11 protein-coding genes are annotated in these 12,720 nt (G+C 65.0%); 2 read left to right on the top strand and 9 right to left on the bottom strand.

All coding sequences use genetic code 11. The features are described from left to right. Window positions 1–65: 65 nt before the first annotated feature. The 5 genes from R3355_RS02150 to R3355_RS02130 all read right to left on the bottom strand — a co-directional run bounded on the left by R3355_RS02150 (window position 66) and on the right by R3355_RS02130 (window position 4,751). On the bottom strand, window positions 66–1,346 hold the full coding sequence (locus tag R3355_RS02150) for a TRAP transporter large permease (RefSeq protein ID WP_318959863.1): 1,281 nt from the start codon (window positions 1,344–1,346) through the stop codon (window positions 66–68). Continuing rightward, on the bottom strand, window positions 1,347–1,874 hold the full coding sequence (locus R3355_RS02145) for a TRAP transporter small permease (protein WP_318959862.1): 528 nt from the start codon (window positions 1,872–1,874) through the stop codon (window positions 1,347–1,349). 67 nt (window positions 1,875–1,941) lie between these two features. Next, entirely contained in the window at window positions 1,942–2,916 is a 975-nt protein-coding gene (locus R3355_RS02140; protein WP_318959861.1) for a TRAP transporter substrate-binding protein, read from the bottom strand. A 77-nt stretch (window positions 2,917–2,993) separates the two neighbouring features. Then, entirely contained in the window at window positions 2,994–3,881 is an 888-nt protein-coding gene (locus tag R3355_RS02135; protein WP_318959860.1) for an SMP-30/gluconolactonase/LRE family protein, read from the bottom strand. Window positions 3,882–3,923: 42 nt separating this feature from the next. After that, entirely contained in the window at window positions 3,924–4,751 is an 828-nt protein-coding gene (locus R3355_RS02130; protein ID WP_318959859.1) for an NAD(P)-dependent oxidoreductase, read from the bottom strand. A gap of 367 nt (window positions 4,752–5,118) precedes the next feature. Here R3355_RS02130 and R3355_RS02125 point away from each other — a divergent pair, with 367 nt between their 5' ends. Beyond that, entirely contained in the window at window positions 5,119–6,144 is a 1,026-nt protein-coding gene (locus tag R3355_RS02125; RefSeq protein ID WP_318959858.1) for a LacI family DNA-binding transcriptional regulator, read from the top strand. Window positions 6,145–6,357: 213 nt separating this feature from the next. Further along, window positions 6,358–7,515, top strand: a complete 1,158-nt coding sequence (locus R3355_RS02120; RefSeq protein WP_318959857.1) for an L-talarate/galactarate dehydratase — start codon at window positions 6,358–6,360, stop codon at window positions 7,513–7,515. 478 nt (window positions 7,516–7,993) lie between these two features. Here the strand turns inward: R3355_RS02120 and R3355_RS02115 are convergent, their stop codons facing one another. From R3355_RS02115 to R3355_RS02100, 4 genes are all read right to left on the bottom strand, one after another. After that, entirely contained in the window at window positions 7,994–9,514 is a 1,521-nt protein-coding gene (locus R3355_RS02115) for a tripartite tricarboxylate transporter permease (protein ID WP_318959856.1), read from the bottom strand. Window positions 9,515–9,526: 12 nt separating this feature from the next. Continuing rightward, complete coding sequence (locus R3355_RS02110; RefSeq protein ID WP_318959855.1) at window positions 9,527–10,015, bottom strand: tripartite tricarboxylate transporter TctB family protein; 489 nt, start codon at window positions 10,013–10,015, stop codon at window positions 9,527–9,529. Between the two features lie 64 nt (window positions 10,016–10,079). Then, window positions 10,080–11,057: a tripartite tricarboxylate transporter substrate binding protein gene (locus R3355_RS02105; RefSeq protein ID WP_318959854.1), complete on the bottom strand. Its 978-nt coding sequence runs from the start codon at window positions 11,055–11,057 to the stop codon at window positions 10,080–10,082. Window positions 11,058–11,088: 31 nt separating this feature from the next. Further along, the gene (locus R3355_RS02100) at window positions 11,089–12,486 is read right to left on the bottom strand and encodes an enolase C-terminal domain-like protein (RefSeq protein ID WP_318959934.1); all 1,398 of its coding nucleotides are present in this window, start codon (window positions 12,484–12,486) and stop codon (window positions 11,089–11,091) included. Between the last annotated feature and the right edge of the window lie 234 nt (window positions 12,487–12,720).

Genomic DNA, 12,720 nt, shown 5'->3' with positions numbered 1-12,720 from the left:
TGTCCTTATAAAGCAAGGAGCCGCCAGGTCGGCGGCTCCAGGTGATCGTGACGCATTGATACGGCCTAGAGCACTACACTCGGCAGCCACAACGAGATAGCCGGGATATAGGTCACGGCGATCAGCACCAGGAACAGCGCGGCATAGAAGGGCAGCAGCGCCTTGATGGTGCTTTCGATGCTGACCTTGCCGATGGCCGCGCCGACGAACAGCACCGCCCCCACCGGCGGGGTGATCAGGCCGATGCCCAGGTTGACCAGCATGATCATGCCGAAGTGTACCGGGTCGACGCCGATGGAGGTGATCACCGGCAGCAGGATCGGCGTCATGATCAGGATCAGCGGGGCCATGTCCATCAGGGTGCCCAGGCCCAGCAGCATGAAGTTAATGCACATCAGGATCACGTAGCGGTTATCCGACAGGGTCAGGAACAGCGTGGTGATCTTCGAGGGGATCTGCATCAGCGTCATGATGTAGCCGAAGCTGGCGGCGAAGGCGATCAGGATCATCACGATCGACAGGGTGCGCACGGTGCGGTGCAGCAGCTTGGGCAGTTCGCTCCACTGGTAGTCGCGGTAGATGAACATGGTGACGAAGAAGGCCCAGAGCACCGCGATGGCCGCCGACTCGGTGGCGGTGAAGATGCCCGAGAGGATGCCGCCGAGGATGATCACCATGGTCATCAGGCCCCAGATCGCGTCGGCGCAGATCTTCAGCGCCTGGCGCAGTGGAATCACTTCGCCCTTGGGGTAGTTGCGCTTTCTGGCGAAGATCAGGCACAGGCTCATCAGGCAGGCGCTCATCAACAGCCCGGGCATGATGCCGGCAATAAACAGCGAGGCGATCGACACCGTGCCGCCCGCCGCCAGCGAGTAGAGTACCGAGTTATGGCTGGGCGGGGTCAGCAGCGCCTGCACCGAGCCGCTGACGGTGACCGCGGTGGAGAATTCGCGCGGGTAGCCCCTCCTTTCCATTTCCGGGATCAGCACCGAACCGACCGAGGCGGTATCGGCCAGGGAGGAACCGGAAATCGCGCCGAAGAAGGTCGAGGCCATGATATTGACCAGCGACAGGCCGCCGCGCACGAAGCCCACCAGCACCCCGGCAAAGGCCACCAGGCGGCGGGACATGCCGCCTTCGGCCATGATCGCGCCGGCCAGGACGAAGAACGGAATGGCCAGCAGGGAAAACTTGTTCACCCCGCCGGCGATCTGGATCATCACGGCGTGGAAGGGGATGTCGATGTACCAGGCCCCGATCAGCGCCGAGAGGCCCAGGGAATAGGCCACCGGTACGCGCATCAGGATCAGCAGGATAAAGCTGCCGAGCAGTAGTAGTGCGTCCATTTACACGGCCTCCTTGCTGTCTTCGAGCAGCTCGAAGTTCACTGCCCGTCGATGGCTCTGGTCGCCGAAAAGCAGGCGTTCGAGGATAAAGATCAGGCTGAGGAAACCGCCGATCGGAATGGGCGCGTAGGTGACGCCCACACGCAGGGTCGGCAAGGTGCTCATGAACTGATTCCAGGTGGCGATGCACAGCTTGATGCCCCAGATGGTCATGAACAGGCAGATGACCGCCATGAGCAGCTGGACCAGCACGCTGATGGCAGGCTGCCAGTGGTGCGGCAGGCGGTCGGTGAAGGTGGTCACCGCCATGTGCGCGCCGGCGCGATAGCTGGCCGCGGCCCCAACGAAGGTGAACAGCACCATCAGCATGATGGAAACGGGCTCCGGCCAGCCGGCCCCGCTGCCCAGCACGTAGCGAGCGAAGATGCCCCAGGGGATGATCAGGGCCATGACCGTGATGGCCAGGCCGGCGACCCAGATGCAGGTCAGGTAGATCGCGTCGTTGACGCGCAGCAGCGTGTTTTTCATGAGACTTCACCACGTCCGCGGCGACGGACCAGCGTCCGTCGCCGCGACGTTCTTCAGAGAGACCGGATTACTGGACCGCTTCGATACGCTTGATCAGGGCGGCATAGGGCGCGCCGTACTTTTCACGTACCGGGGCGGTGGCGTCATAGAACGGCTTCTTGTCGATCTCGATGAATTCCACACCGGCTTCCTTGAGCTTGGCTTCGCTGCTGGCGGATTTCTCATCCCACAGCTGGCGCTCTTCCAGTTGCGCTTCCTTGGCGTACTTCTTCACCAGTTGCTGTTGCTCCGGGGTGAGCTTGTTCCAAGTGGTCTTGGACATCATCAGCGGTTCCGGCAGGATCAGGTGGCCGGTCAGGCTGTAGTACTTGGCGGACTTATAGTGGTTGTGCTCGAGCATGGTCGGCGGGTTGTTTTCCGCACCATCGACCACGCCGGTCTGCAGGGCGCTGAAGATTTCGCCGGTACCCATGGCGATGCCGTTGGCCCCCATGGCGTTGAGGGTGTCGATAAACAGCGGGTTGCCCATCACGCGGATCTTCATGCCCTTGAGGTCTTCGATCTTGCGCACCGGCTTCTTGGTGTAAAGGTTGCGCACGCCGCCATCCATCCAGGCCAGGCCGACCATGTTGAATTCCGAGTCGGTGATCTTGTCGAGGATCTCCTGGCCGATCTCGCCGTCGATGATCGCGCGCATGTGCGCGGTGTCGCGGAAGATAAACGGCATGTTGAACACGTTGACGTCCGGCACCACCGGGCCGACCGTGCCGAGGCTGACGCGGGTCATCTGCACCGCCCCGATCTGCACCTGCTCGACCACTTCCTTCTCGGAGCCGAGCACGCCACCGGCAAACATGGTGAACTTGAGTTCGCCATTGCTGGCGGCCTCGATTTTCTTGCCCATGTTTTCCTGGGCGACCACGGTCGGGTAGCCGGCGGGGTGGATCTCGGCGATCTTCAGGGTCATCCCGGCCTGGGCCAGGCCGGACAGGCAGAAGGCCAGGGGCAGGGCGGCGATAAGCAACTTGCGTTTGAAGTTCATGGTGAAGCTCCAGTCTTGTTGTTGTTGGATGTGCAGCGTTGCGAAAACCGAGCGCGCGACCAATCGCCAGGCGCCTCTCAGTCGTTGAAGAAGGTTTCCTCCAGGCCCTTGACGCCGGGTTGCAGGGCGAACACGCCACCGGCCAATGGCTGGTCGCCGAGGTCGCCGGCCGGGCGGATCGAGGTGACGAACAGGGTGTCCAGATCGCGCCCGCCGAAGGCGCACATGCTCGGCTTCTGCACCGGTACGGCGAGGGAGCGATCCAGACGGCCGTCGGGGCTGAAGCGGTGGATCAGCCCGGCGTCGTTGGCGCAGATCCAGTAGCCGCCTTCGCTGTCCACCGCCGCGCCATCGGGGCGACCGGGGTGCTGGCGCATGTCGACGAACAGCCGGCGGTTATGCGGCGTGCCGCTGTCGATGTCGTAATCGAAGGCCCAGATGGCCTGCACCGAAGGGTGCGAGTCGGACAGGTACATCGTCCGGCCGTCCGGGCTGAAGGCCAGGCCGTTGGGCACGATAAGGTCGCTGATTTGCGCGGCGAGCGGCTCGCTTTGCCCGCCGTTGTAGCGGTACATGGCACCGGCCGCGATGCCCGCGGCCATATCGAGCAGCATGCTGCCGGCCCAGAAACGGCCCTGGCGGTCGCAGCGGCCATCGTTAAAGCGCATAGCCGGGCGGGCATGCGTCACGGCGCTGAGTGGGCGGCTGAGCAGGCTGCCGTCCGCGCCGGGCTGCAGGTGAAACAGGCCGCTTTGCATGCCCGCGATCCAGCCGCCGTCGCGGCAGCGAGCAATGCAGGCGAGCATTTGCGGGGCAGTCCAATGCTGGGTGCGATTGTCCGCGGGGCTCCAGCGGTGCAGCTGGCCGGCCGGGATATCGACCCAGTACAGGGCCTGCTCCTCGGTGCTCCACACCGGGCTTTCGCCGGTGGCATTGCGGGCGTCGACAATCAGTTCGGCGTGCATGGCAGCTGGTTTCCCTTGGTGGTTCTGCAGCGCAGGGGCGTTTCAGGCGTCGCCGAATGGGCCGGCGGCGACGAAGGCACCGCCCTGGTAGACCATCGCCGGATCATCGGCGGCGGGCATGGGTTGGGCTTCGACCTGGCCGCGGAACTGCTCCGAGCTGTCCTTGGGCTGGTAGCCCAGGTGCGTGGCCAGGTGGTTGTCCCACCAGACGTTGTGGTTATCGGACATGCCGTAGACCACGGTGTGGCCGACGTTGGGGGTGTACAGGGCGCGTTCGAGCAGCTGGGTCAGGTCGCTGTAGCTCAACCAGGTGCTGAGCATTCGGCGGTTGTGCGGCTCGGGGAAGGAGGAGCCGATGCGGATGCTCACGGTCTCGATGCCGTAGCGGTCGAAGTAGAAGCTGGCCATGTCTTCGCCGTAGGACTTGGACAGGCCGTAGTAGCTGTCCGGGCGGCGCGGCGCGTTGGCGTCGATGAATTCGTTCTGCTTGTAAAAGCCGATCACATGGTTAGAGCTGGCAAAGATCACTCGCTTGACGCCATGCCGGCGCGCCGCTTCATAGATGTGGAACACGCCGCAGATATTGGCCCCGAGGATTTCCTCGAACGAGCGCTCGACCGACACCCCGCCGAAGTGCAGGATCGCGTCCACGCCCTCGACCAGCTGATGCACCGCGGCCTTGTCGGCCAGGTCGCAGACCCGGACTTCTTCATAGGTGCCAGCGGCGGGAGCCATCTCGGCGATATCGGAGACCCGCAGGATGGCGGCGTAAGGCCGCAGGCGTTCCCGCAGTACCTTACCCAGACCGCCAGCGGCACCGGTGAGCAGCAGGCGATTGAAGGGAGCTGGGGCGTTGGCTGTTGGGGTCATGGCAGGGCTCTGCTTTGTTGTTATTGGGTATGTCATCTGTTGTCGTATGACTTGCGTCGATTATCATCAGGCCAGTGGGTGGATGTCAACGCGCACGAGGGGGCAGTTATGATTATTCGCCTGTTCGCTGGCGGGATTTGTCAGGTGCTAAACCCCTGCTAGTGTGTGGTTTTATTCTGGCGTAAGGCCTCTATAACGCCATTTTCAGGGCGGCTTGGCAAGCGCCTGAGCGGCTCTCGCCAGGCTCAGGTCGGTTGTCCGGCAAATGTGCGTTCCGCCACTATCGACTAAAGTTGTATGACAACGTATCTCGCATGATTCGAGCGGAGACGCTGGCTAAGGTGTGTGGACTTTCGAGGGGCATGGCATGAGCAGAAAATCTCCCGACTTGCGCGCCGCTGCCGCGCCGACCCTGATCGACGTGGCCAAGGTGGCCGGCGTTTCCCCCATCACCGTATCCCGCGCCCTGGGCCGCCCCGAGGTGGTCAGCGCCGCCACGCGCAAGCGGGTGCAGGAGGCGGTACGCGCCACCGGTTACGTGCCCAACCTCGCCGCCGGTGCCCTGGCCTCCAGCCGCAGCCGCCTGGTGGCGATCTTCCTGCCGACCATCGCCAACTCGATCTTCGCCGATACCGTGCAGGCGCTCACCGACCGCCTGGCCGCCGCCGGTTACCAGACCCTGCTGGGCCTGACCGGCTACGACCCGCAGCAGGAAGAGGCGTTGCTCGAGGCGGTGCTGGGACGGCGGCCGGATGGCATCGTGCTGACCGGCACCGAACACACCCGGGCCAGCCGCCAGCGCCTGGCGCGCGTCGGCATCCCGCTGGTGGAGGCCTGGGACCTGTGCGAGCGCCCGCTGGACATGCTGGTGGGCTTCTCCCATGAGGCGGTTGGCCAGGCGCTGGCGAACTACCTACTGGGTAAGGGCTATCGACGTGTGTCGGTGCTCAGCCTCGACGACCCGCGTGGGCTACGGCGTTACCGTAGCCTGGCCCAGACCCTGGCACAGCAGGGTGTCGAGCCACTGGCAGCGCAGATCCTGCCAGCTCCGGCGACCCTGGCAGTAGGGCGCGAAGGTCTCGGCCGACTCTTGCAGGCGGGCCGCGCCGGCGAGGTGGTGGTGTGCAGCTCCGACACCCTCGCCCAGGGCGTGCTGGCCGAGGCCGCCAGTCGCGGCCTACGGGTTCCGCAGGACCTGGCGGTGATCGGCTTCGGCGACCTGTCCTGCGCGGCACATACCCATCCGCCGCTCTCTACCGTAAGGATCGACGGTCCACGCATCGGCCGCGCCATCGCCGAAGCACTGCTGGCGCGTATCGCCGAACCGGCGCTGGCGCGTGAGCCGTTGCGGTTAGATGTTGGGTTTGAAGTGATCGAGCGGGGGAGTGGGTGATTGTCGGGTCTATTGGCCGCTCCCTCCCCATCACCACTCGAAAACATCCTGCTCAACCCCTCCCGAAGATTTGCTGTGATCGCCCTTGAATGATTGCGCAATCATCGTAGCCTGACTCGGGCTGTCCCTTTTCCGGCGGCCTTTGGCCGAGCCTGGTTGCGTGATCAGGGCTGGGCCTTGTGGGCCGTCGGCTGTCTATCCCGAGGAGGTTCCATGAACGACCAACCTGCTATCACCTGCGCCGACGACGACCGCATCGCCTGGCTGCGCCTGCGCTCGGTGGCATTGCCGCTGGCCAATCCGATCAGCGATGCCAAGGTGCTCACCGGCCGGCAGAAGCCGATGACCGAGATCGCCATCCTGATCGCCGAGATCGAAACCCGCGACGGCCACCAGGGCCTGGGGTTCAGCTATTCCAAGCGCGCCGGCGGCGCCGGGCAGTTCGCCCATGCCCTGGAGGTGGCGCCCAACCTGATCGGCGAGAACCCCAGCGATATCGCCAAGCTGTGGGACAAACTGTGCTGGGCCGGCGCCTCGGTGGGGCGCAGCGGCCTGGCGACCCAGGCCATCGGCGCCTTCGACGTCGCCCTGTGGGACCTCAAGGCGCGCCGCGCCGGCCTGTCGCTGGCACGCCTGCTCGGCGCCCAGCGCGATTCGGTGCGTTGCTACAACACCTCCGGCGGCTTCTTGCACACGCCGCTCGATCAGTTGCTGAAGAACACCGAAAGCTCCCGCGAGAAGGGCATCGGCGGCATCAAACTCAAGGTCGGCCAGCCGGACTGGGCGCTGGATCTGCATCGGGTCAGTTCGGTGCGTAAGCATCTGGGCGATGCCTTTCCGCTGATGGTCGATGCCAACCAGCAGTGGGATCGGCCCACCGCGCGGCGCATGTGCCGGCGCCTGGAACCCTTCGACCTGATCTGGATCGAGGAGCCGCTGGACTGTCACGACGCCGAGGGCCACGCCGAGCTGGTGCGCCAGTTCGACACGCCGATCGCCACCGGCGAGATGCTTACCAGCGTCGCCGAGCACTGGGAATTCATTCGCCAGGGTGCCGCCGATTTCCTCATGCCGGATGCGCCGCGGGTCGGCGGCATCACGCCTTATCTGCGTATCCAGACGTTGGCTGAGCAGGCCGGCATGACCCTGGCGCCGCACTTCGCCATGGAGCTGCATGTGCATCTGGCGGCCACCCACACGCGCGAGCCCTGGGTCGAGCATTTCGAATGGCTTGAACCGCTGTTCGAGGAGCGCCTGGAGATTCGCGACGGGCGCATGCTGGTACCGAATCGCCCCGGCCTGGGCCTCAGCCTGAGCGAGCGGGTGGCCGGCTGGACGGTGCAGCAGGCCGAGGTCGGCCAGCGCGCCTAGCAGGTCGCAACCCTTAGGGAGGAAGCAAGCCACGCCGCAGGAATTGGTAGGGTGACGCGGGGCCGTCTAGGTCGTGCGCACCCGTTCTGGCGGCCGATGGCTGGTGCGCGCGGCGCACCCGGGGATGAGCGGCCAGGCGGCGAGCACTCGCAGCCTCAACCATGGTATTCGCGGATAAATCCGCTCCTACAAAAAGCATGTCCAGCAGCCTGTCCATCGATCTGTAGGAATGGCGGAGCGGCGAACCGCTGTGCGCATCAACGCCGGTGCCAATGGCTGGTGCCAATGGCTGGTGCCCACGGCGACCCTACGAGCCAGGCGTTAGCCAGGTTGTAGGGTGGACATGCCGAAGGCTGGTCCACCGCTGTGGTCTGTCCGGCGGCATGACGGCATGGCGTAGGGTTTTGCGGGGAGGGGCAGGAGGGAGACCCTCACCCCAGCCCTCTTCCGGAGGGAGAGGGGGAGGAGGGGCGAGCGGTCAGGTACGCAGGATTTCGTTGATCGCGCTCCTCTTCGGCCGCAGGGCGCTGTACACCTGCCACAGCACGAAGGCCAGGGCCAGGCCGAGGAAGGTGGCGGCGATGGGGTTGCCGAGGAAGGCGATGAAGTTGCCGTCCGACAGCATCAGGCCGCGGCGCAGGTTGGTTTCCGCCATGGGTCCGAGGATGAAGCCGATGATAAAGGGCGCTGCCGGCATGCCCGCTTTGACGAAGACGTAACCGAGCAGGCCGAACATCAGGATCGACCAGACGTCGAACAGGCGGCTGGACAGGCCGAAGGCACCGACCACGCAGAGCACCAGGATGATAGGCAGGAGGATGTGCTTGGGCACGTCGAGCAGCTTGATGAACATGCGCAGGCCGTAGAACTCCATAAACAGCATCAGCACGGTGGCCACGATCAGCGCAGCGAAGATGGTGTACACCAGCGGTCCCTGGCTGATGAACAGCAGCGGGCCGGGCTGGATGCCGTGGATCAGGAAGCCGCCGAGCAGGATCGCGGTGACGGTGTCGCCGGGAATGCCCAGGGTCATCAGCGGCAGCATGGCGCCGCCGATGCCGGCGTTGTTGGCCGTCTCGCTGGCGACGATGCCGCCGATATTGCCCTTGCCGTAGGTCTCCGGATTCTTCGCGCGCTTCTTCGAGATGATGTAGGCGACCAGGTTGGAGGTACCTGCGCCGATGCCCGGGAGGATGCCGATACCCAGACCGATCAGGCCGGAACGCCCGGCGTTGGGCAGCTGCTCGCGGAACTCCCTGAGCGAGAAACCGAAGCCCTTGATGTTCTTCATGCTCACCGACTTGGCCTTGCCTTGGTGGGCGTGGCGGCCGCTCTCGGCCACCTTGATGATCTCGGCGACGGCGAACATGCCGATCATCACGGTGAGCATGGCGAAGCCGCCGTTGAGCTCGGCGACGTCGAAGGTGAAGCGGCGGATCGCCTCCACCGGGGCGATGCCCACGGTGGATACGGCAAAGCCCAGGGCGCCGGCGAACAGGCCCTTGACCATGGAACCGGCAGACAGGGTGGCGATCAGGGTCAGGGAGAACACCGCGATGGCGAAGTACTCATGGGGGCCGAAACGCAGGGCGACCTTGGCCAGCTGCGGGGCGATAAACATCAGGGCCACGATGCTGAAAATGGTGCCGAGAAAGGAAAACACGATACCGACGCCGAGGGCCTTGACCCCATGGCCCTGCTCCATCAGCGGGCCGCCGTCGAAGACCGTGGCGATGGAGGAGGGCGTGCCGGGGATCTTCAGCAGGATGGCCGAGATCAGTCCGCCCGAGGTGGCCCCGATAAACAGCGCCACCAGCAGCGACAGGCCGGCTTGCGGGCCCATGGTAAAGGTCAGCGGCAGGCACAGGGCCACCGCCATGGTCGCCGACAGGCCGGGCACCGCGCCGAAGACGATGCCGACGGCGACGCCGATCACCATCAGTAGCATGATATGGAGCGAGAAGACGGCACCGAAGCCTTGCTGCAATAATTCGAGCATGGTCGATCCTCCTTAGAACGGCAGCAGCCCGGAAGGCAGCATCAGATCGAAGGCCTCGCGGAACAGTAGATAGGTGATGGCCGACGTGACTACGGCGATCAGGGCATAGACGAGGTGGTTGACCCGATGATCGAGCGGGGTCAGCACGATGAACTGCAGGTACAGGTAGATCGCGGTCATGATCGGAAACCCGATAGGGTTGAGCAGGGCGATATAGCCGACGATCAACGCCAGGGTCTTGACCACCGTCTTGATATCGCTGCCGCCCGTCAGCTCGGCTTCGCCATCGGGGTGGTACTCCGTCACGGCTTGAGTACGGTTGCGCACGCTCAGCAGTTGCAGCACGCCGAGCAGGCAGAGCATGGCCGACAGCAGGCTGGGCACGAAGGCCGCGTCGATGCCGTCGTGACGCGGTAACTGGATGGTCATTAACAGGTAGGCGAGACCGGCGCCGAGCATGGCGATGCCGATCAGCAGCTCCTTTTTCTTGGTGGTAGCCATCGGGGAACCTCAGGGGATGGGGCCGGGCACCGGCCAGCAGTCAAGCCGGCCGGCGCACAGAACCTTACTTGTTGCGCAGGACATCCTTGTACTGCATGAAATCGTCGCGGGTCTTGCTCAGTACGGCAATGGCTTCTTCGGTGCCATGGTAGGCCACCGGCTGCTTGAAGGACTTCTTCAGCTCCTCGGCGTACTCGGGCATCTCGGTGATCTGCTGCATGATGCCGGCCATCTTGGCCACGATGGCCGGATCGGTGCCTTTCGGGAATGCGACCACATAGGGTTTGTCGATGGTGAAGTCGACGCCCTGCTCCTTGAAGGTCGGTACGTCGCCGAGCAGTGCGTTGCGCTCGCTGTTGGGCTGACCGAGGGCGAACATCTGGCCGCCGGTGACGTAGTCCTGCACCGAACCGTAGCTGATCGCGCCCAGACCGATACGACCGCCCAGCAGGGCGACGACCTTCTCCGAGACGGTACCGGCGTCGACCATCTTCAGTTTCACCCCGGCCAGCTGTTCGAACATCAGCCCCTGGATATGCGAGAAGCTGCCCATTTCGGTGCCATAGCTGACGCTGTTGGGGTTGGCCTTGGCCTTGTCGATCAGCTCCTGCAGGGTCTTGATCCCGGCGTCCTGGCTGGCGACGAAGATGGCGCCCTTGTCCACGCCGGCGATGCAGGCAATGTCGAAGGCCTCGAAGCTGTCCTCGGACAGGCCGGCCACCTCGTTGACGATCAACTGGCCGGTGTGGGTGAAGAGGATGGTGTTGCCATCCGGAGCGGCGCCTTTGACCTGCTCGGCGGCCAGGGTGCCGCCGCCGCCGGCGACGTTGGTGACCACCATGTTCTTGCCGGTGATCTGGTTGAAGTACTTGGCCATCATGCGCGCGTTGAAGTCGGTGTCGCCACCGGGGTTGGCGATCACCACCACCTGCACCGGGCGGGTCGGCCAGTTGACGTCGGCGGCGACGGCGGCCGACAGGGCGCTGAGGGCGCCCATGCCGACCAGGGCAGAGAGCAGGGAGGCACGGATTGTTTTTTTCATTGGAGTTCTCCGGGGTTGAGGGCTGGGTGCTTCAGTTGTCGCGGTCGAGGCTGGGGCGTTTCGGGTGGTACTGCCAGCCTGGCATCAGGTATTGCATGGCCATGGCGTCGTCGCGCGCGCCGCCGGCCACCTTCTTGTACAGCTCGTGGGCGGCCATGATTCGCGGCATGTCGGGCTCGATGCCGAGGCCGGGTTTGTCCGGCACCTCGACCTGGCCGCCGACGATCTGCAGCGGCTCGCGGGTCAGGCGTTCCTCGCCTTCCTGCCAGATCCAGTGGGTGTCGATGGCGGTGATGCGGCCCGGCACGGCGGCGGCGGCGTGGGTGAACATGGCCAGGGAAATGTCGAAGTGGTTGTTCGAATGCGAGCCCCAGGTCAGGCCGAATTCCTCGCACACCTGACCGAGGCGCACGGCGCCCTGCATGGTCCAGAAGTGCGGGTCGGCCAGCGGGATGTCCACCGCCTCCAGGCGCAGCGAGTGGCCCATCTGCCGCCAGTCGGTGGCGACCATGTTGGTGGCGGTGGGGATGCCGGTGGCGCGCTTGAATTCGGCCATGATCTCGCGACCGGAATAGCCGTGCTCCGGGCCACAAGGATCTTCGGCGTAGGCCAGTACCTGGCTCTGGCCCTGGCACAGGGCGATGGCCTGGTCGAGCGACCAGGCGCCGTTGGGGTCGAGGGTGACGCGGGCGTCGGGGAAGCGGGCCTTGATCGCGCGGATCGCGTCCATCTCCTCTTCGCCGCGCATCACCCCGCCTTTCAGTTTGAAGTCGGCGAAGCCGTAGCGCGCGTGCGCCGCCTCGGCCAGGCGGGCGATGGCTGCGGGCGTCAGCGCGGCCTGGTGGCGCAGGTGGTACCAGTCGTCGGCCGAGCCCTGGCCGGCCAGGTAGGGCAGGTCGGTGCGTTGACGCTCGCCTATATAGAAGAGGTAGGCGAGCATCGGCACGCGCTCGCGCTGCTGGCCGCTGCCGAGCAGCTCGGCCACCGGCACCTCGAGGTGCTGGCCGAGCAGGTCGAGCAGGGCGGCTTCCACCGCGGTGATCACATTGTCCAGGCGCAGGTTGATCTCGTGCGGCTGCTTGAGCACCCGCGCCTCGGCTTCCGAGGTGACCTGGTGCTGGCTGGTCTGCGGCCCCTTGGCCGGCCCGGCAATGGCCTGGCGCAGGCTGTTGAGCACGCGGTTGTAGCGGCCGACCGGCTGGCCGATAACCAGGTCGCGGCAGCGCTCCAGGGCCTGGCGGATGCCTTCGCCGCCCGGCACTTCGCCGCAGCCGGTGCGTCCGGCGCTGTCCTTGAGGATGACCAGGTTGCGGGTGAAGTAGGGCGCATGGGCACCGCACAGGTTGAGCAGCATGCTGTCGTGGCCGGCGACCGGGATGACCTGCATGTCCAGCACAACCGGGGTTGTCGTAAGCCCTCGCTCAATCATTGCCATGATGCTCCTGTGACTGGGCGCTATGGCGTCGAGTTGCAGAGCTGATTGCGCTCAGGGGGCTGACGCAGGAGCGGTCGAAGGTCTGCGCGTTTGCAGGTCGCCGTGAGTGTGCCGGGGTGGCAGGATGACAGGCCCGTACCTTTGCTCGAGCGTGCAAGGCAGAAGGTTGCTGCGTTTCAGCAATACGCAGGGACAGCAGCGAATGCCGCAAGTGCGCGTACTGGCCAC

It is taken from the genome of Pseudomonas sp. (assembly GCF_033723075.1).
Classification (GTDB): domain Bacteria; phylum Pseudomonadota; class Gammaproteobacteria; order Pseudomonadales; family Pseudomonadaceae; genus Aquipseudomonas.
The sequence above is the reverse complement of the archived record's forward strand: the minus strand, read 5'-3'. Positions and strand labels throughout refer to the sequence as shown.